This window comes from Amycolatopsis sp. lyj-23 (genome assembly GCF_046549135.1).
Classification (GTDB): domain Bacteria; phylum Actinomycetota; class Actinomycetes; order Mycobacteriales; family Pseudonocardiaceae; genus Amycolatopsis.
This window is the reverse complement of sequence record NZ_JAJPWN010000007.1, coordinates 435,559-454,776: the sequence shown is the minus strand read 5'-3', so window position 1 is coordinate 454,776 and position 19,218 is coordinate 435,559. Positions and strand designations below refer to the sequence as shown.

Below are 19,218 nucleotides of genomic sequence, written 5' to 3'. Positions count from 1 at the left end.
ACATGAGCCGGATGGGGGCTGCCGATGACGAACGATCTGCCCGGCGTGATCGCCGGGCGGTACGAGGTCGGGCCGCTGATCGGCCGGGGGGCCACCGCGCGGGTCCACCGGGCCGTCGACCGCGAGCTGGGGCGCGAGGTCGCCGTGAAGGTCTACGACAGCCACGTCGTGGCCGTGGAGCAGCTGCGCCGGGCGCGGGAGAAGACCCTGCTGGCCAGCGTGCAGCACCCCGGGGTCGTCGCGGTGTACGACAGCGGCACCGAGGGCGACCGGCCGTACCTGGTGATGCAGCTGGTCGACGGGGAGAACCTGGCCGAACGGCTGTGCGCCGGGCCGTTCGGCGCGGCGGAGGTGAGCGAGCTGGGCGTCCGGCTGGCGGACGCGCTGACCCACGTCCACGCCCGGCACATCGTCCACCGCGACCTGAAACCGGCGAACGTCCTGCTGGGGCCCGGCGGCCCGCTGATCACCGACTTCGGCATCGCCCACGCGCTGGACGCCACGCACATCACCGGCACCGGCCTGGTCACCGGCACGGCCGCGTACCTGGCGCCGGAGCAGATCCTGGGGGAGCAGGCCGGTCCGCCGGCCGACATCTACGCGCTCGGCCTGATCCTGCTCGAGTGCCTGACCGGACAGCTCGAGTTCCCCGGCACGCTGGCGGAGTCGGCGGCGGCGCGGCTGCACCGCGCCCCGCGGATCCCCGCGGGCACCCCGGAGCCGCTGGCGGCCGTGGTGCGCGAGATGACCGCCCGCGACCCCGCCGACCGGCCGAGCGCCGAGCAGGTCCGGCAGTGGCTGCGCGAGCCGTCCACCACGGTCTCGACGGCTGCGATCGCCGAGCCGGCCACGCCGAGCCGGCCCGGCGCATCGGAGAGCGGGTTCGCGGCGGCGAGTGATCACACGCACCCGGCTGTGCCCGCCGCGTCGCGCGAAGCCGCCCCGGTCGCGTCGCGACGCCGTCCGTTGGCCGCAGTCGGCGCCCTGGCAACCGTGGCCGCGGCGGCGGTGGTGGTGGTGGCGGTGCTCAGCACGTCGGGCGATCCGGGGCCGACACCCTCCCCGGTGCCCGAGGCCGCGCCGGGCACGAGCTCGGTCCCGGTTCCTTCGCAGGTCACGCTGTCCCCGGCGTCGGCGGTCGTGCTGGCCTCGTCGGAGGCCGGGAAGCCCGCCGAGGTGGTGGCCGCCGGACCGAAGAAGGACAAGCCGGAGGGCGGCCGGGGCAAGGGCGGCGGCCCGGCGAAACGGGACGCCGGACCGCACGGGGGCGTCGGGGAGGTCGCTGGCCCGGGAGGGCCGCCGGGGAAGCGGTGACGGCTTGCCGGCCGCGGCAGCTCGTGCCTCGGCGCCCGGCCGAAGCCGCGGCCCACGTGCTGGTGGTCCAGGGCGAGTCGACCCGCGAACCGGCGACGAGCAAGCCTGTTCGGCGGTCCGCACCTTCCTGCTCGCGAACTCCCGGCCCGCAGCGGCCACCTGTCCGGGAGTCCCGCTGCTCGGGGAAGACAGCGTTTTCCCGGTGGCGGGTCCGGTGACCGGCGCGCACGCGGCGGCAGCCGCTGGGCCGGAAACCGGACTTCGGCGTTGCGTGCGGCGATCCGCCGCGGCAGCGGCGACCTCAACGACGGGCGCTGAGGTCCGGCACCAGGGACGTCCCACGAGTGGGCGGACCGGCCGGCTCGCCGCTCGCTCGTGGTCGCGGGGGAGCGGTCGTCGCGCCGCTTCGGCAACGCGCTGACCGAACTCGGTGGGCATGGCTGACTCCTGGTGAGCCGGCCCCTGAGCGGGTGGCGGCGCCACGCAGAGGTGGGGAGGTGGAACCGGTTCCGAGGATCGCCGCGGGCGGCGGATCTGTCAAGGGTTGACAGGTCGGGTGCGGTGGTATGAACCTTTTCACCGATCGTTCCCGCCGGCCCTGTCGAGGGCATCCGCCCGGTGTTCAGGACGAGCCGGACCCTGTCGTCGCCTGAGGCGGCGGCGGGTCCGCCGCTTCCCAGCCAGGGAGGAACCATGCCCACGAACGCCCCGCCGCGGCGCCGCCGCCGCGGACCCCGTGCCCGCTTGACGACGCTGGCGGCGGCCCTCGCCGTCGCCGCGCTCGGCTTCGCCGTCCCGTCGGCCGACGCCGCCGACTCGGTCATTTCCCAGGGCAAAGCCGCTACCGCGTCGTCGGTGGAGAACGCCGGCACCCCCGCGTCCGCCGCGGTCGACGGGAACACCGGTACCCGCTGGTCGTCGCAGTTCAGCGATCCGCAGTGGCTGCAGGTCGACCTCGGCGGCGCCGCGACCGTCAGCCAGGTCGTGCTGCGCTGGGAGGCGGCTTACGCCACGGCCTACCAGATCCAGCTGTCCGACAACGGGTCCAGCTGGTCCACCGTGTACCAGACGACGACCGGGACCGGCGGCACGCAGACGCTGAACGTCACCGGCTCCGGGCGGTACGTGCGCTTGTACACGACCGCCCGGGCCACCCCCTACGGCGTCTCGCTGTGGGAGTTCCAGGTGCTGGGCACCGGCGGCGGAACGACCTCGCCCGGCGCGGGCACGCCGCCCGACTCGTTCTGGGGTGACACCAGCACCATCCCGGCCGCGCGCAACGTGCTCACGGTCAAGGTGCTCAACCGGACGAACGGCAAGTACCCGGACAGCCAGGTGTACTGGAACTTCGGCGGCCAGACCCACTCGATCGCCGAACAGCCCTACATCGACATGCCGGCCAACTCGGCCGGCCGGATGTACTTCTACCTCGGCACCCCGAACGGCCAGTACGCCGACTTCATCGAGTTCACCGTCGGCCCGGACGCGTTCAACGGCAACACCACCCGGGTGGACGCGTTCGCGTTGAAGCTGGCCATGCGGCTGCACGCGCACGACGGCTACGACGTGCAGGTCGGCGACGACTACGGCCTGTTCCAGGAGGACCGCTCGGCCACCTTCGCGCGGTTCCAGGCCGAGGTGCCGACCGAGTTCAAGGGCCTGGCCACGGTGAACGCGCCGTACCGGATCCCGGCGCCGGGCAGCGCCCCGGACTTCCGCGCGGGCGGCAAGTACGCGAACTACTTCACCTCCTACGCCCAGTCGGTGGGCGTCAACGAGCCCACGTCGAACATCACCGGCTGCGCGGGCTCGCTGGCGGGCAACCCCGACATGTGCGCGGCGCTGAACCGCCACACGGCCCACCTGCCGCAGTCGCAGTGGCAGGACCCGTCGCGCTACTACCAGGCGGCGCCGGCGAACTACTACGCGAAGTTCTGGCACGACCACGGCATCAACCACCTCGCGTACGGCTTCCCGTACGACGACGTGGCCGGGCAGTCCTCGTTCGTCTCGCACGGGGACCCGCAGTGGCTGGTGGTCGCCGTCGGGTGGTGAGCGCGGCGGCGGCTCCGGTCCGGCGACCGGAGCCGCCGCCTACTCGAAGATCCCGTAGCCGGCGACGGCGTGGGCCCGCACGCCGTCCATGTCGAGTTCCACCCCGATGCCGGGCGTGTCGGGCAGCGTGATGTAGCCGTCCTTGACGATCGAGCCGCTGCCGTCCGGGGCGTGGGCGTAGCTGTCCCACACCGCACGTTCCTCGAGGGCGTGCCATTCCTGGACGAAGAAGTTCGGGATCGCCGCGCACTGGTGGGACGTGGCCATCGTGCCCAGCGGCGTCGAGACCAGGTGCGGGGCGAACGGGATGTAGTGCAGCTCCGCGAGGTTGGCGATCTTCTTGGCCTCGGCCAGGCCACCGCACTTCGGCACGTCCGGCTCGATGACGTCCACCGCGCCGCGTTCCAGCAGCTCGCGGAAACCCCAGCGCAGGTACAGGTTTTCGCCGGCGCAGATCGGCGTGCGGGTCTGCGCCCGCACCCGCACCAGCGCGTCGACGTTCTCCGCCGGCAGCGGCTCCTCGAGCCACATCAGGCCGAACGGCTCGAGCTCCCACGAAATCCGGCAGGCACTCGGCACGTCGTAGCGGGCGTGCAGGTCGATGGCGAGGTCGACGTCCGGTCCGATCGCTTCGCGGACGGCGGCCACGCGTCCGACCATCGAACGCAGCTCGGCGGCGCCGATCGTGTGGTTGAAGGCGTCGAGCTTGGCGGGGTGCTGCAGGTCGTCGATGTCGAACTTGAGGGCGGTGAACCCTTCGGCGACCATCCGCTGGGCGCGGTCGACGCACCCGGCGACCGAACCGGCCGGGTCGTCGCCGTCGCCGCAGTCGGCGTAGAGGCGGATCCGGTCGCGGAACTTCCCGCCGAGCAGCCGGTGGACCGGCTGGCCCGCGGCCTTGCCCGCGAGGTCCCACAGCGCGAGTTCGATGCCGGACAGCGCGATCACGAACACCCCGCCCTGTGAGCCCGCGAAAACGTTGCTGCGGCGGAGTTTCTCCCAGCACCGCTCGACGTTGCGCGGGTCCTCGCCGATCAGCAGCGGCGTCAGGGTCTTGATCACCCCCACGACGGCGGCCGCGCCCGCGTCGGGATTGGCCTCGCCGAACCCGCTGAGTCCTTCGTCGGTGTCGATCCGTACCAGGGTGGCCTGTCCGTGGTAGGCCACCACCGCCGTCGTGACGTTCACGATCCGCATTGCTCTCCCGTCACCGGGTGGTGCGTATGAACGGACTAATGCGACGTCCAACTTGTCCGATAAGCTGATGACATGCCAAGGAGACAAGAGTCTCCGGACGCTGTCAAGGTCCGGACCCTCCCGGTGCAGGTGGCCGCCCACCTGACCCGGCGGATCGTCAGCGGGGCGATCGAGGACGGCCGGGCCCCGTCGGAACTCGAGATCGCCCAGGAGTTCGGGGTTTCCCGGGTGGTCGCGCGGGAGACGCTCAAGATCCTCGCCTCGCTCGACATCGTCGAGATCGCGCAGGGCCGCCGCGTCGTCGTGCGTCCGCGCGCGGAGTGGGACTACCTGAGCCCGTTGCTGATCGAGTGGCTGCCCACCGAGATCGTCGACGAGCTGCTGCAGGAGCTGCACCAGACGCGGGTGCTGCTCGAGCCCGAACTGGCCGCGATGGCCGCGGCCGGGGCCACGAAGGAGACGCTCGGCCGGCTCAAGGGCGAGATCGACCGCATGGCGGCGCTCGAGGCGGATCCCGACGCCTACCTCGCGGTCGACCACGAATTCCACATGGAGATCTGCCGGGCGGCGAACAACCGCATCCTCGACCGGATCATGTACTCCGCGCGCTGGCTCGGCACGGCCAGCCGGCGCGTCACCAACGAGGCGCCGGCCGGGCTGCACCGCGCCACCGCCGAGCACACCGAGATCTACGAGGCCCTCGTGGCCCGCGATCCGGACGGCGCCCGCGCGGCCATGCGGCGGCACCTGAGCAACAACTACTCCACGCTCCTCGCGGAGAAGGAACAGCGAAGCAAGCGGGCCGCCCGGCGGCGTTAGGCACTGCAGCACCGCACGACCGAGTCCGACGCACCAGCACCACCGCACGAACGACCCCAAGCGGGGCGCTCGCTCCCGCTGCCCGCCGGTTGCACCGTCGCCCCGTCGGCACGCGTCCGCCCGATCGGACGCGAAAGGAGTGGTCATGGCAGAGAAATCGGAGTGGCCGAGACGTACCTTCCTCGGGGTGAGCGCGCTGGGCGTGCTCGGCCTCGCCGGGTGCGGGAGCGATCCCGCGCCCGCACCGCAGGTCGACGTCCAGGTGCCCAAGGCGCTGCTCGACCAGGCCGCGGCGCTGCGCGGCGGGTCGGTGGGGATGCTCTCGCAGAAGCTGTACTCGGAAGCCGCCAACAAGGCGCTGGACAAGTCGCTGCAGGCGTTCGCGCAGGCCACCGGAACCACGATCCGCAACGACCTCGTGTCCGGCGACGCCGGCGACATGGTCGCGAAGATGGACGCCGAGGTGAAGGCGGGCACCAACCGCGATCTGGCCTTCGTGAGCGACCGGCGGTTCGTCGGCCAGCTCCACAACCTCGGCGCCCTCACCGACGTCACCGACGTGGTCCAGGAGATGAAAGCGCTTTACGGCGAACCCGCGACGGAGGCGAACGACTACTGCGTCTTCGACGGGCGCTGGTACGCGATCCCGTACCACTTCATCGCGACCGGGATGTACCTGCGCAAGGACTGGTACCAGGAAAAGGGCCTCCCGCTCAAGCCGTACTACTCGTGGGAAGAGCTGCGGGACAACGCCTTGGCGGTCTCCGACCCGGCGAAGCGGCGCTTCGGCTGGGGGCTCACGGTGAACCGCTCCGGCGACGCCAACGGCTTCATCGCCAACGTCATCAACACCTACGGCGGCGCGATCGCCGACAACACCGGCACGAAGGTCGTCTTCAACTCGCCGGAAACCGTCGCCGCCGTCCAATTCATCGGCGACATCTACACGAACCCGAAGTACGCGCCGATGCTGCCGCCCGGGGTCGGCAGCTGGACCGATTCGAGCAACAACGAGAACTGGCTCGCCCGGATCCTGGGGCTGACGCTCAACCAGTTCAGCGTCTACGCCGACTCGAAGACCAAGAAGAACCCCGTTTACGCCAACACCCACGTGTTCAACGGCGCCACCGGACCGGCGCTCGACCGCCCGCTCGCGTACGGCGAGTCCAACTCGTTCGTCATCTTCAAGGGCGCGAAGAACCCCGGCCTCGCCAAGCTGGTGGCGAAGTTCATGGCCGGCGGGAGCGCGCTGCTCGGCGTCGCGAAGGAAGCACCGTGCCTGGTCAACCCGTCGTGGGACAAGGTGTGGGACTCCGATCCGTACTACACCACCGGTGATCCGGCGTTCGCCGCGCTGCGGGAGCAGACCCGCGCCCGGCTGCCGGAGAAGACCAAGACCGGCTACGCGTTCCCCCAGGCCCCGAGCCCCGGCGAGCAGGCCGCCACCGCCGCCTACCTGCTGACCGACATGATGCAGTCGGTCATCCAGGGCACCCGGCCGGCCGAGGCCGTCGCCGCGACCCACGGCCGGATCGTGCAGATCTTCGAGCAACAGGGCTATCGGCAATGACCGTGCTGCGTCCGCGCCCGGCGCCGGTCCGTCCGGCGCCGCGCGCGTCTTCCTCGCTCACGCCGGCGCAGCGGCGGCTCGGCCGCGACTGGCGCCTCGCGGCGGTGTTCATCGGGCCGACGCTGGTGCTGGTCGCCGGCCTGATCCTGGTCCCGATCGTCAGCTCGATCTTCACCAGTACCACCGAGCGCCACGGCGCGGAGACGGTCTTCGTCGGGCTGGACAACTACACCGCCCTCGCCGACGACTCCCTGTTCCACCAGGGCGTGCTCAACTCGTTCGTCTTCACCGCCTACGCCGAGATCTTCAAGGTGACCTTCGGCCTGATCGCGGCGCTGATGCTGCACCACCTGCGCCGCGGCAAGGCGATCGTCGCCGGGGTGATCCTGCTGCCGTGGGTGATCCCGACGGTCGTCACCGCCTTCACCTGGCGGTCGTTGCTCGACCCGATCTTCGGCAGCGTCAACGTGCTGCTCACCGAATCCGGGATCGGACCCGGCCTGGCCGCGCTCGGGCTCGTCGACCACTGGCCCGCGGAGTGGCTGTCCGACCCCGCGCTCGCGATGCCGGCGGTCATCCTGGTCAACGTCTGGAAGGGCATCCCGTTCTTCACGGTGACGTTCCTCGCCGGCCTCAAGGCCATCGACAGCGGGCTCCACGAGGCGGCGATGGTGGACGGCGCCTCGCCGTGGCAGCGCTTCGTGCACATCACGCTTCCGGGGCTGCGGCCCGTCATGATCGTGACGGTGCTGCTGTCGTCGATCTGGACGTTCAACAACTTCGACCTGATCTGGCTGATGACCCAGGGCGGACCGGGCGACGCCACCGCCCCGTACGTGATGGTGGCCTACTCGAAGGCCATCCAGCAGCTGCAGCTGGGCGCGGGCGCCGCGGTCACGCTGGTGATGCTGCCGGTCATCGCCGTCCTCGTGGTGATCCTCGTGCGGATGATGCGCCGCAGCGACCTGCCGGGCGCGGGCGACCTCGGGCGACGGCGGCTGACTCCCGCGCAGCGCCGGGCGCTGCCGTGGGTGATCGTCGTGGCCTCGGTGCTCGTGCTGGTCTGGGCGTCGCCGCACATCGTGTGGAAGGCCGCGCTCGTGCTCGGCGTGTTCGTGCTGCTCACGGCGGCCGTCGGCCGGGTCGTCTCCGTGCTCGCCATCCGGGGCAACCGGGCGGCCGCCCGCCTGGTCGGTGGCACCGGCACCGGGGTGGCGCTGGTGGGCCTGCTGGTCTTCGTGCTGGCCCCGCTGTACTGGATGACGGTGACGGCCTTCAAGTCCGACGACCAGATCGTCGCGCGCGCCGACGACCTCTGGCCGACGCCGTGGACCACCGAGCAGTTCACCAACCTGTTCACCGGCGCGTTCGGCACCTGGTACGTCAACACGATCCTGGTGTCGGTGGCGTCCACGGTGATCGCCCTGGTCTGCGCGGCCCTGGCCGGCTACGCGCTGGCGCGGCTGAAGTTCCGGGGTTCGGAGAGTTTCACGGTGACGATCCTGCTCACCTACGTGATGCCGGGCGCGCTGCTGTTCATCCCGCTCTACCAGCTGATGAGCGGGTTCGGCCTCAACGACTCGCTGTGGTCGCTCGTGCTCGCCTACCCGACGTTCACCCTGCCGTTCGCGACGTGGCTGCTCGTCGGCTACTTCAAGTCGATCCCCGCCGACCTCGAGGAGGCCGCGCTGGTCGACGGGTGCACGCGGTTCGGGGCGTTCCGCCGGATCGTGCTGCCGCTGGCCAAGCCGGGCCTGCTCGCGGTGGCGCTGTTCACCCTCACCAACGCGTGGAACGAATTCCTGTTCGCCTTCGTGTTCATCACCAAGGACGACGACAAGACGCTGCCGGTCGGCATGCAGTCGATGATCTTCAACGACGTCGTGCCGCAGGGCCAGCTCGCCGCGGCGTCGCTGCTGATCAGCATTCCGGTCGTGCTCATGTACGGGTTCGGGCAGCGGTTCCTGACCAAGGGCCTCACCGCGGGCGCGGTGAAGGGGTGAGGGCCCGCATCAGGCCCGGTCCTGCTCGGCGCGCCACCGCTCGTACTCGGGCCGGGCCTCGTCGGACAGCGGGTAGTAGCGCCGCAGGTCGCCGCCTTCGGCCAGCCGGATCCGGGAGAACTCCTCCCATTCCGCGTGGTCACGGGCCACCGCCACGAGTGCGGGCGCGAGCTCGACCGGCACCACGACAGCTCCGTCGTCGTCGGCGACGACGATGTCGCCCGGCTCGACGAGCGTGCCCCCGCAGGCGACCGGCACGTTGACCGCGGCCGGGACGATATCGGTCTGGGCGTGGAAGTTCGGCGTGGCGCCCCGGATCCAGAGCCCCAGGCCGAGTTCCTTGGCTTCGCCGATGTCCCGCAGGCACCCGTCGACCACCACGCCCACCCCGCCGCGGCCCTTGAAGTAGGTCAGCATCATCTCGCCGAACACGCCGCTGCTCATGTCCCCGCGCGCGTCCACGACGATCAGGTCGCCAGGTCGGGTGTGGTACATGACGTGCCGGTGCAGCTGCTTCTCCGGCTCGGCGTATTCGTCGGCGGGGTAACGGTCTTCCCGCTTCGGCAGGAACTGCAGCGTCAGCGCCGGGCCGGCCACGCGCACGCCGGGCGTCACCGAAACCGGGCCGCGGATGAAGGCGCTGCGGATGCCCATGCGGCTGAGCTCGGCACTGGCGGTCGCACTGCCGATGACCGCCAGCGCCGCGCTGAGTTCGGCAGGCGGGCGAACGATGTCGGGCGTCTCGACCACGTCCGTAGCTCCCTGGGTTCCGGCGGAGTCCTCGCCCGAGCCTAGCCCGCGGACGCCGCTTCCGGGGCCGATGTCGAGCCGTGCTTCGCCGCCGGGGCGATCTCCAGAGCGCCGGCGATCGCGCGCAGCACGCCGATCGGGTCTTCGCCCATCGCGTGCACGCCGACCTGGTTAGCGCCCGCGGCCAGTTCCGCGCGGATGCCGGCGGCGACGGCCGCCGCGTCGCCGTGCAGGACGAGCGCGTCGACCAGCCGGTCGCTGAACGGATCGGTGAGGTCCGCGTCGGTGTAGCCGATCCGCCGGAGGTTGCCGGCGTAGTTGGCGATCCCGAGCATCGGGCGCAGCGCCGCCCGGCCGGCCGCGCGGGCCCGCCCGGCGTCGGTGTCCAGCAGTGCGCCGTGGCCGGGCACCACGAGCTTGGCCGGGCCGAGGACCTGCCGGGCGCGCCGGGTGTGCTCGGGCGTCACCTGCAGGGTCAGCGTGCCCGCGGCGCGGTCGGCCGCCAGCCGGAGCATCTTCGGCCCGAGCGCCGCCAGCAGCACGCGGTCGGCGGGCACGCCGGCCGCGGTCAGGGCGTCGAGGTAACCCGCGACCTTCGCGACCGGGGACGTGTACCCGGCGTCGGCTTCCCGGTGGCCGGCGCCGATGCCAACGAGGAGCCGGCCGGCGTGCTCGGCCGCGACCCGGTGGTAGGACTCCGCGACTTCGGCCACGTCCGCCTGCCACACGTTGAGCACGCTGGTGCCGACGAGGATCCGGCTCGTGGCATCGAGCAGCCGCTCGGCCACCCGGAGGTCGGCGGGCGGCGACGCGGCCAGCCAGATCGCGCCGTACCCGGCTTCTTCCAGTGCGACGGCGTCCGCCGCGGTCGCCTCGGCGGCGGTCAGGTAAGCGCCGAGCGGTCCCGGTTCGATGGTCATGATCACCACTCCAGCACCGGCCCTCGACGCGCACCAGCACCAACTTCGACGTGCTGCGATAAGCTCGCCTTATCGTCGGTTGGCTGGGCGGGGGAGCATGGAGCTGCGGGCACTGCGGTACTTCGTCACCGTCGCCGACGAACTGCACTTCGGCCGGGCCGCCGACCGGCTGCACATCGCCCAGCCCGCCGTCAGCCAGCAGATCGCCCGGCTGGAGCGGGAACTCGGCGTCCGGCTGCTCGACCGGTCGCCCCGCCGCGTCCGGCTGACGGCGGCCGGCCAGCGGGTGCTCGACGCGGCCCGCACGACGCTCGCCGCGGCCGGTCAGGTGCAGGTCGCGGCGAAGGAGGTCATGACGACGGTGCGCATCGGCACCGCCGCCGGGCTCACCGCCCGCCTGGAGCGCGGGATCGACGCGCTGCGCGAGCGGGCGCCGGAGTTCGACGTGGTGCTGGTCGACCTGCCGGTCGAGGCCCGGCTCAACGCACTCCGGCAGGGGGAACTCGACCTGGCACTGGCGCGCGGCGTGCGGTCCGCGCCCGGGCTCACGGTGTGGCCTGCCTGGACCGAACGCCTGTACGCGGTGGTGTCCCGGCACCACCCGGCGGCCGACCGCCCGGCCGTCGGCCTCGCCGAACTGGCCGGGCACCCGCTGCGGGTACCCGCCCGTGAGCACGACCCACCGCTGCACGACGCCGTGGTCCTGGCCCTGCACGAGACGGAGCTGTGCCCGAAGGCGGGCCGCCCGACAGGCACGCTCCAGGACACGATCGTCGAGGTCGGCTCGGAGCCGCGGACCTGGACGGTGCTGTCCACGGACCAGGTGGCCGAGATCCGCTCGACGCGGGTCCGGGCGATCCCGCTCGAGCCGGAGATCACGATCGCCGGGAGCATCGTCGTCGCCGAGAGCACGGAGGGGAGCGCGGCCGAGTGCGCGGTGGCGGCGTTCCGCGGTGACGTGGTCGAGGACCGTCCATAGGGGACGGTTCGGTGGCGTCCGGAGGGCGGCGGCGCTACTGGGTGTGCGGTGGTGGCGTTCCGTGAGGTCGTTCTCGGGAGCTTGACTGCGTTTGGAGGGCGGCCGCCGCGGTCCCGGCAGCGTCGTCGTTGCGGGCAACGCGGCAAGCGCTGCCGGATGTGCGGTGGCGGCATTCCGCAACGCCGTCCTCGAGGACCGAGTTCGGCTGCATCCGGAAGGCGGCAACGCCGGTCCCGGCAGCGTCGTCGTCGCTGTGGGCAATGTGGGCGGTACGTCGAACATGCGGCCCACCGTCCTGAATGGACAGCGTCAGCCCGCCGCGCCGAGCGAAACCACCGCGCGCACCGGGCGTTCGAACAGGTCCGCGATCCGGGCGTAGCCGGCGTCGTTCGGGTGGAACCAGTCGTCGGCGAGGTGGCCGCGGACCGGGCTCAGCGCGGGCCCGCGCAGGTCGGCAACGTGCACGCGACCCGCGTCGGCCGCGGTATCGATCAGCGCGTTGACCGCGCGGGCCGCCGCGTTGCGCCTCGGCAGGGTGGCCACCACGGACCGGCCCGGCGGCAGCTGTTCGAGCAGGGCGGCGAACCGGTCGGCGAGCCCGCGGCGTCGGCCCGGGGTGAGCATGTCGTTGGCGCCGGCGAGGACGGTCACGAGAGCCGGCCGGCCGGGGAGGGCGAGCAGCCGGGGGAGCTGGTCGCCGAGGACGTCGGCGACCCTGGCGCCGGACGCCGACAGGTTGACCACCGCGAACAGCTCGCCGAGCCGGGCGTTCAGGCGCGGGACCCAGCCGCCGGCGACGTCGGCGGCTCCGATGCCCTGCGTCATCGAGTCGCCGAGGGCGACCCAGACGGGACGGCCCGAGCGGGGCGCGGCGCGGTTGGCGGCCGCCCACGCCCGCGCGAACGGCTCCTTCTGCGCACGGACCCGGCCGACGCCGGGCAGCACGGCGGCCGCCCCGTCGAGCAACCGGGCCGGCCACGTCCGCGTCGGCAAGGGCACGTCCTCCTGATCGTCCACAGGCGGCATTCGGAGCCGCCCCGGCCTCGGACGGGCCCAGTCACGTCGAGATGCAATTCCGATGCAAATCCCGCCCCGAGGTCGATCTCCGTGAGAAACACCTTCGCCGCTTCGGATGCCAATGGCCACCGGGAGGTACTGTGTTGCAGAATCCGTTCAAGGGCGCCGGGAGATCGAGTGAGCAGCACACCCGAGGGACGTTCCCTCAGCTCGAACGAGGTCGCCCGGACCCTCGGCGTCTCGCAGGTGACGCTGCGGACGTGGGAACAGCGGTACGGCATCGGCGCCTCCGGCCGCGAGGAGAACGGCCGGCGCCGGTACACGCCCGAAGACGTCGACCGCCTGCGGCGGATGCGGGCGCTGCAGGCGCAGGGCACCCGGGCCCGCGAAGCCGCCCGGCTGGTGCTGTCCCGGTCCGCGGCGGGGACGACCGTCGAGCTGCGGCGGCAGCGGATCGCCGAGGCCGCCGAATCGCTCGACGTGGCCACCATGGGCGCCCTCGTCGACGACGCGCTCACCAGCCTCGGGGTCGCGAAGTCGTGGACCGACGTCGTGGCCCCCGTCCTGCGCGCCATCGGCGAACGCTGGGCCGCGGCGGGCGACCGCGACGCGATGGCCGCCGAGTGGGCGCTGGCCGCCGCGGCCTCGGCAGCGCTGGACCGGGTGCGGGCCCCGGCACCCGCGGCGGCCGGCCGGGGACCGGCGCTGTTCGTCTGCGGCCCGGCCGAACGGCACGAGCTGCCGGTCAAGATGCTCAGCGCGGCACTCGGTGACGACGGCGCGCCGTCGATGTTCCTGAGCGGGCTGGTGTCGGCCGACGTCCTGCGGGTGGTGGCCGGCCGGTACTCGCCCAGTGCGGTGGTCATCTGGTCGATGACGTCACCGTCCGCGGACGTGCGGACCCTGCGCGCGCTGCACGCCGAAGGCATCCCGGTGCGCCCGGCCGGCCCGGGCTGGCGCGGCCTGCCGACGGTCGGTGAGCCGCTCCCGCCGTCATTCGCCGACGCCTTGGCCGCGCTGAGCGGCTGACCGTTCCACCGCAGCCGGCCTCGTGCGGAAGCGGCTGACGCGTTCGGTGCGGCGGGCCGGCACGTCGTTGGCGATGAGCACGGCGGCCCACGGCAGCGGCACCGACACGGCGAGGAAGGCCAGCGCGAGCCACCAGACGTGCGCGGTGAGCCCCGCGAGGACCAGGCACGGCACGCGGCAGGCCATCATCACCACGTACTTGCGTCGGCGCAGCGCCAGCTGCTCGTCGGCCGACGGCCGGGCCGTGGTGATCAAGGCGGGCTTGCGGCTCAAGAGACCCTCCCTAGCCGGACGCCCAGCACGGCCAGTGGTCCGATGCCGTTCTGCACCACCGACAGCACCACGGCGGCTGGGCTGCCGGGCACGGACATCGCCGCGGCCCAGGCCGAGCCGGTGATCAGCAGCCCGCCGAGCAGCGCCGCGACGGCGGTGGCGCTGCGGCGCAGCCGCTCGTCCCGGAGGTCGGTGATGGTCAGGGCCAGTGCCCCGTGGACGACGAGGGCCGCCGCCGCGCCGAGGGCCGGCCAGTCGAACGGCAGCCGGGTGAAGGCCACCGCCGTGGCCACTGCGGAAAGGACGGCCGTGGCGGCGGCGCACCACCCGGCGAGCCGGCCCCGGGCGCCGGCGGTCACCGCGGTCATGGGCGTCCCCGGTCCAGGGCGCGGGTCTCCGCGGGCGGGTCCGGCGTCAGCAGCGAGCCCGGGACGGCGTGCCCGGCCGAGCCCAGCTTGTTCATCTTCTTCGGCACGGGTGCGCCCTGGTAGGCCAGCGGCGTCGCGGCCAGCGGCTGGTGGACCTCGATGAACTCCCCGTGCGGCAGCCGCTTGATGATGCCCGTCTCGACGCCGTGCTCCAGCACCTCGCGGTCGGACCGCTGCAGGCCGACGCAGAGCCGGTAGGTGACGAAGTACGCCAGTGGCGGCCCGACGAGCAACTCGATCCGCCCCGCCCAGGTCATCGCGTTGAGCGAAAGGTCGAACTGCACGGCGAGGATGTCGTTGAAGCTGGAGAGGGTCAGGACCAGGAAGAACGTGATCGCCATCGCGCCGATGGACGTCCGCACCGGGACGTCGCGCGGGCGCTGGAGCAGGTTGTGGTGCGCGGTGTCGCCGGTGAGCCGCCGTTCGACGAACGGGTAGCTCAGCAGGGCGGTCACCAGCACCGCGATCCCGATCGCGCCGGCGAAGAACACCGGGGGCACGGTGTGGTCGCCGAGGTAGAGCTCCCACGGCGGCCAGACGCGCAGCAGCCCGTCGGCCCAGCCCATGTACCAGTCCGGCTGGGACCCGGCGGAAACCTGGGACGGGTTGTAGGGGCCGAAGTTCCACACCGGGTTGATCTGGAACAGGCCCGACATCAGCGCCAGCACACCCACGACGAGGGTGAAGAACGCGCCGCCCTTGAGTGCGAAGTACGGCATGATCCGGACACCGACGACGTTGGACTCCTTGCGCCGCACGCCCGGGAACTGCGTGTGCTTCTGGTACCACACCAGCGCCAGGTGCGCCCCGACCAGCGCGAGCATGATGCCCGGGATCAGCAGGATGTGCAGCGTGTACAACCGCGGGATGATCTGATCCCCGGGGAACTCCCCGCCGAACAGCGCCCAGTGGATCCAGGTACCCGCCACCGGCACCGACAGCACGATGCCCGACAGCGTCGCCCGGATCCCGGTCCCGGAAAGCAGGTCATCCGGCAGCGAATAACCGAAGAAGCCCTCGAAGCAGCCCAGGATCAGCAGCAGCCCGCCGATCACCCAGTTCGCCTCACGCGGGCGCCGGAACGCACCGGTGAAGAAGATCCGCAGCATGTGCACGGCCATCGACGCCACGAAGATCAGCGCCGCCCAGTGGTGCAGCTGCCGCATGAACAGGCCGCCGCGGACGTCGAAGGAGATGTCCAGCGTCGTGCGGAACGCCTGCGACATCTCCAGGCCCTGCATGTTCTTGAAGCTGCCGTGGTAGACGACATCCTGCATCGAGGGGTCGAAGAACAGCGTCAGGTACACACCCGTCAGCAACAAGATGATGAAGCTGTACAGCGCGATCTCGCCCAGCAGGAACGACCAGTGCGTCGGGAACACCTTGTTCATCTGGTGCCGCAGACCCTTGGCCAGCTGGTACCGCTGGTCCGCGTTGTTCGCGGCCTCGCCCAAGTGCTGCGCAGGCGCACGCGAGCCCTTGGTCGGCGTGGTGAGTGAACTCATCGGTCCTCCCGGTCTTCCCGGACTCGACCGTGACACCGGGAGATCGATCCGGCAACCGAACACCGCACTTTGCATCGAAGATGCATCGCGTACTACCAGCGCACCTACGAATTCGGATGTATGTTGAAGGCCAGCGCAACGACTTTGCATCGCCTGACCCGACCGGAGGAGAACCGGCGTGACGACAGTGCCCCGTTCCACCCCGGCCCCGCTGGCCTTGGCCGGTTTCCTCGCCGCGGTGACCGCCGTGGCCGTCGTCGGCAGCCTGGCCGCCACGCAGTCGCGTGCGGTCTACGAAGGGCTCGTCCAGCCGGCCTGGGCGCCGCCCCCGTGGCTCTTCGGTCCCGTGTGGACGGTCTTGTACCTGCTGATCGCCCTGTCGGGCTGGCTGTTCTGGCGAGCCGGCGGCACGCGCCGTGACTTCGCCTGGTACGCGGCCGGGCTGGTGCTCAACGCGGCCTGGACGCCGCTGTTCTTCGCCGCCGGCGCGTACACGCTCGCGCTGGTGGAAATCGTCGTGCTGGACGTCGTGCTCGCCGGCACGCTGGTGGTGTTCCGGCGGCGGTCGGCGGTGGCGGCCGCGCTGCAGCTGCCCTACCTGGCGTGGACGCTCTTCGCCACGGCCCTCAACGCGGCCATCGTCCTGCTGAACCGGTGACCACGGCCGCCGGGTGGCGGGGGCGGTCTGCGGTGGCTCTGGTTTGAACCGGCCGCGGACCTGGGCCACCGGAGACCGGTGACTTGCTCCCAGTCTGTCCCGGTGGCGGCCGCCCTCGCCAGGGCCGGAAGGCCGTGACCGCTGCTGCCACCCGTTCGGGTGATATCGAGCGAGCAGAGGGCCGCTTCCCAGCCCGCGCCCGGCCGGTGGGACGACTTGACCGCACGGGCCCCGCGATCGGCACGATGACCGCGAGTCGCGAAGCGGACGGAGCCACCCGATGAGATTCCAGGTCCTGGACATCCTGCCCCACCTGACGAACCCGGTGACCGGCCGCCGGGTCCGGACCGACGAGCGCTTCGCCCAGGCGCTCACGTCGGCGCGCCGCGCGGAGGAGTTCGGGTTCGACGCCGTCGCGCTCGGCGAACGGCACGCCGGGCACTTCCTGAGCAGCGGGGTCACCGTGCTGCTGGGGGCGATCGCGGCCACGACCACCCGGGTGCGGATCCAGACCGGCGTCTCGGTCCTGTCCCTCCACGACCCGCTGCGGGTCGCGGAGGACTACGCCACCGTCGACCAGCTCTCCCGCGGACGGCTGGAGCTGGTGATCGGCAAGGGCAACGAACTGCGCCAGCTGCCGATGTTCGGCATCGATAACGGCGACCAGTGGGCCGCCCTCGCCGAGAAGTACGAGCTGCTGCGGCGGCTCTGGCGCGAAGAGGACGTCACCTGGTCGGGCCGGTTCCGCGACGCGCTGGACGCGGTGACCAGCCTGCCGCGGCCGTACGCGGGCGCGCCCCGGGTCTGGCACGGTTCGGCGACCACGGTGACGTCGGCGGAGCTGGCCGCGAAGTGGGGCGACCCGCTGTTCTCGGCCAACGCGATCCAGCCGCGGGACAACTACACCGTCCTCATCGAGCACTACCGCAAGCACCACGCCGAGCACGGCCACGACCCGCGGTTCGCCTTCGTCGGCGCGGGAGCGGGCTTCCTGTACCTGGCCGACACGACGCAGGAGGCGCGGGAGGCGTTCGGCCCGACCTACGAGAAGATCGTCGCGATCTTCAACCAGCCGGGGAACCACACACCGGGCAACGCGATGGAGTTCCCGACCATCGACGACGCCATCGAGCGCGGGCCGGTCCTGGTCGGCAGTCCTCAGCAGATCGCCGAGAAGATCCTGTGGTGGCACGAAGCCTACGGCCACGACCTGCAGTCGTTCAGCCTGCCCACGATGATCCCGCACGAGCAGCAGCTCGACATGCTCGAACGGTTCGCCTCGGAGGTCGTGCCCGTCGTCCGCGCCGCCGCGCCGACGACACTGTGGACCGGCGACGACCCGTACGGTGGCCGCCCCGCGGTGCACGGGCGTACCGTCGCGGATGCGGCGGCCGTCCTCGAAGGAGCACTGTGACTGGGAAGTCCCTCCACTTCAACGCCTTCGTCTGGCCGAACGGCTACCACGAGTCCGCGTGGCGGGTCGTCGACGACGACGTCCGCGGCGTGCTGGGGCTGCCGTACTACGCGGACATCGCGCGGACCGCCGAGCGCGGCCTGCTGGACTCGGTCTTCCTCGCCGACAACATCGCCATCGCCGAGTACCGCGTCACCCACCTGCCGCAGACGCAGTTCGACCCCGTTTCGGTGCTCTCGGCGCTGGCCGCGGTCACGGAGAAGATCGGGCTGATCGGGACGGGGTCGACGACCTACAACAAGCCGTGGGAGCTCGCGCGCCGGTTCGCCACCCTCGACCACCTCAGCGGCGGCCGCGCCGGGTGGAACATCGTCACCACGATCACCCCGCTCGCCGCGGCGAACTTCGGCGAGCAGGCGCACCCCGAGCACGCCGACCGCTACGAACGCGCGCACGAGTTCGTCGACGTCGTCACCCGGGCGTGGGACAGCTGGGACGAAGACGCGATCGTCGGCGACCGGGAGAAGGGCGTCTGGGCCGATCGCGCCAAGCTGCACGCGCCGCGGTTCCACGGCCGGTTCTACGACGTCGAAGGCGTGCTGCCGTTCCCGCGGTCGCCGCAGGGGCGGCCGGTGCTCGTCCAGGCGGGACAGTCGGCCGCCGGGATCGGGCTCGCCGCGCGGTACGCGGAGCTGGTGTTCTCCGGGCCGCCGTCGCTGGCGGCGGCGGTGGAGTTCCGCGCCGAGCTCGACGCCCGGATCCGCCAGGCGGGCCGCGATCCGTCGCGGGTGCGCGTCCTGCCGGCTCTGATGGTGACCCTGGGCGGCACCGAGGCCGAGGCGAAGGCGAAGGCCCGGCGGCTGGAAGAGCTGGCCAGCCCGGAGTTCCGCTGGCAGAACGCGCTGTACACCGCGGGTCTGGACCCCGACGCGTTCGACCCGGACGCCCCGCTGCCCGCCGAGCTGCGCGCCGAAGGCGGGTCGAGCCGCCTGCGGCAGCTGGCCGCGGCGGCGCGGGAACGCCCCGGCGCCCCGCTGCGCGAGATCGCGGCGCGGATCACCGGCGGAGCGGGCCAGGTCCACTTCGCCGGCACGCCGGAGCAGCTCGCCGAGCACATCATCGCCTGGCAGGACGCCGGAGCCGTCGACGGGTTCACCATCATGGGTTCGACGCTGCCCTACGAGCTGGCCGCGTTCGTCGACCACGTCGTGCCGATCCTGCAGCGCCAGGGGCGGTTCCGGACCGAGTACACCGGCTCGACGCTGCGTGAGCACCTGTCCGGGTGAA

The 19,218-nt window shown here is 72.1% G+C and carries 17 protein-coding genes; 10 read left to right on the top strand and 7 right to left on the bottom strand.

Annotated features, from left to right (window positions below; all coding sequences use genetic code 11):
- The first annotated feature begins 24 nt into the window (after positions 1 to 24).
- The gene (locus ACLJPY_RS20085; RefSeq protein WP_410590474.1) at positions 25 to 1,314 is read left to right on the top strand and encodes a protein kinase domain-containing protein; all 1,290 of its coding nucleotides are present in this window, start codon (positions 25 to 27) and stop codon (positions 1,312 to 1,314) included.
- Between the two features lie 693 nt (positions 1,315 to 2,007).
- Positions 2,008 to 3,369, top strand: a complete 1,362-nt coding sequence (locus ACLJPY_RS20080) for a beta-1,3-glucanase family protein (RefSeq protein WP_410590472.1) — start codon at positions 2,008 to 2,010, stop codon at positions 3,367 to 3,369.
- 39 nt (positions 3,370 to 3,408) lie between these two features.
- On the opposite strand, the gene ACLJPY_RS20075 is transcribed toward ACLJPY_RS20080, so the two are convergent.
- Positions 3,409 to 4,566: a mandelate racemase/muconate lactonizing enzyme family protein gene (locus ACLJPY_RS20075; RefSeq protein ID WP_410590470.1), complete on the bottom strand. Its 1,158-nt coding sequence runs from the start codon at positions 4,564 to 4,566 to the stop codon at positions 3,409 to 3,411.
- A gap of 72 nt (positions 4,567 to 4,638) precedes the next feature.
- Between ACLJPY_RS20075 and ACLJPY_RS20070 the strand changes: the two genes are divergently transcribed.
- From ACLJPY_RS20070 to ACLJPY_RS20060, 3 genes are all read left to right on the top strand, one after another.
- On the top strand, positions 4,639 to 5,385 hold the full coding sequence (locus ACLJPY_RS20070) for a FadR/GntR family transcriptional regulator (protein ID WP_410590468.1): 747 nt from the start codon (positions 4,639 to 4,641) through the stop codon (positions 5,383 to 5,385).
- A gap of 145 nt (positions 5,386 to 5,530) precedes the next feature.
- On the top strand, positions 5,531 to 6,955 hold the full coding sequence (locus ACLJPY_RS20065) for an ABC transporter substrate-binding protein (RefSeq protein ID WP_410590467.1): 1,425 nt from the start codon (positions 5,531 to 5,533) through the stop codon (positions 6,953 to 6,955).
- Positions 6,952 to 8,958, top strand: a complete 2,007-nt coding sequence (locus tag ACLJPY_RS20060) for an ABC transporter permease subunit (RefSeq protein ID WP_410590465.1) — start codon at positions 6,952 to 6,954, stop codon at positions 8,956 to 8,958. Before ACLJPY_RS20065 ends, ACLJPY_RS20060 begins: the two co-directional genes overlap by 4 nt.
- A gap of 9 nt (positions 8,959 to 8,967) precedes the next feature.
- Here ACLJPY_RS20060 and ACLJPY_RS20055 read toward each other — a convergent pair whose 3' ends face one another.
- Both ACLJPY_RS20055 and ACLJPY_RS20050 read right to left on the bottom strand, forming a co-directional pair.
- Positions 8,968 to 9,708, bottom strand: coding sequence for a ribonuclease activity regulator RraA (locus ACLJPY_RS20055; protein ID WP_410590463.1), 741 nt, complete (start codon positions 9,706 to 9,708; stop codon positions 8,968 to 8,970).
- A gap of 41 nt (positions 9,709 to 9,749) precedes the next feature.
- Complete coding sequence (locus ACLJPY_RS20050; RefSeq protein ID WP_410590461.1) at positions 9,750 to 10,628, bottom strand: TIGR03620 family F420-dependent LLM class oxidoreductase; 879 nt, start codon at positions 10,626 to 10,628, stop codon at positions 9,750 to 9,752.
- 97 nt (positions 10,629 to 10,725) lie between these two features.
- On the opposite strand from ACLJPY_RS20050, the gene ACLJPY_RS20045 reads away from it, so the two are divergent.
- Positions 10,726 to 11,607, top strand: coding sequence for a LysR family transcriptional regulator (locus ACLJPY_RS20045; protein ID WP_410590460.1), 882 nt, complete (start codon positions 10,726 to 10,728; stop codon positions 11,605 to 11,607).
- Between the two features lie 309 nt (positions 11,608 to 11,916).
- On the opposite strand, the gene ACLJPY_RS20040 is transcribed toward ACLJPY_RS20045, so the two are convergent.
- Positions 11,917 to 12,624: an SGNH/GDSL hydrolase family protein gene (locus ACLJPY_RS20040; RefSeq protein ID WP_410590459.1), complete on the bottom strand. Its 708-nt coding sequence runs from the start codon at positions 12,622 to 12,624 to the stop codon at positions 11,917 to 11,919.
- A gap of 177 nt (positions 12,625 to 12,801) precedes the next feature.
- Here ACLJPY_RS20040 and ACLJPY_RS20035 point away from each other — a divergent pair, with 177 nt between their 5' ends.
- Complete coding sequence (locus tag ACLJPY_RS20035; protein WP_410590458.1) at positions 12,802 to 13,653, top strand: MerR family transcriptional regulator; 852 nt, start codon at positions 12,802 to 12,804, stop codon at positions 13,651 to 13,653.
- On the opposite strand, the gene ACLJPY_RS20030 is transcribed toward ACLJPY_RS20035, so the two are convergent.
- Genes ACLJPY_RS20030 through ACLJPY_RS20020 form a run of 3 tightly spaced genes read right to left on the bottom strand, consistent with a single transcriptional unit; the run spans position 13,618 to position 15,859 of the window.
- Complete coding sequence (locus ACLJPY_RS20030; RefSeq protein ID WP_410590457.1) at positions 13,618 to 13,926, bottom strand: DUF3099 domain-containing protein; 309 nt, start codon at positions 13,924 to 13,926, stop codon at positions 13,618 to 13,620. The genes ACLJPY_RS20035 and ACLJPY_RS20030 overlap by 36 nt on opposite strands.
- Positions 13,923 to 14,294: a hypothetical protein gene (locus ACLJPY_RS20025; protein ID WP_410590456.1), complete on the bottom strand. Its 372-nt coding sequence runs from the start codon at positions 14,292 to 14,294 to the stop codon at positions 13,923 to 13,925. The genes ACLJPY_RS20030 and ACLJPY_RS20025 overlap by 4 nt, the downstream gene beginning before the upstream one ends.
- The gene (locus ACLJPY_RS20020) at positions 14,291 to 15,859 is read right to left on the bottom strand and encodes a cytochrome b (protein WP_410590455.1); all 1,569 of its coding nucleotides are present in this window, start codon (positions 15,857 to 15,859) and stop codon (positions 14,291 to 14,293) included. Before ACLJPY_RS20020 ends, ACLJPY_RS20025 begins: the two co-directional genes overlap by 4 nt.
- A 178-nt stretch (positions 15,860 to 16,037) precedes the next feature.
- On the opposite strand from ACLJPY_RS20020, the gene ACLJPY_RS20015 reads away from it, so the two are divergent.
- The 3 genes from ACLJPY_RS20015 (at position 16,038) to ACLJPY_RS20005 (ending at position 19,217) form a co-directional block, all read left to right on the top strand.
- A complete protein-coding gene (locus tag ACLJPY_RS20015; RefSeq protein WP_410590454.1) occupies positions 16,038 to 16,517 on the top strand; it encodes a TspO/MBR family protein in 480 nt (159 codons plus the stop codon).
- Positions 16,518 to 16,797: 280 nt separating this feature from the next.
- On the top strand, positions 16,798 to 17,931 hold the full coding sequence (locus ACLJPY_RS20010) for an LLM class flavin-dependent oxidoreductase (RefSeq protein WP_410590453.1): 1,134 nt from the start codon (positions 16,798 to 16,800) through the stop codon (positions 17,929 to 17,931).
- Positions 17,928 to 19,217: an LLM class flavin-dependent oxidoreductase gene (locus ACLJPY_RS20005; protein WP_410590451.1), complete on the top strand. Its 1,290-nt coding sequence runs from the start codon at positions 17,928 to 17,930 to the stop codon at positions 19,215 to 19,217. The genes ACLJPY_RS20010 and ACLJPY_RS20005 overlap by 4 nt, the downstream gene beginning before the upstream one ends.
- Position 19,218 lies beyond the last annotated feature (1 nt).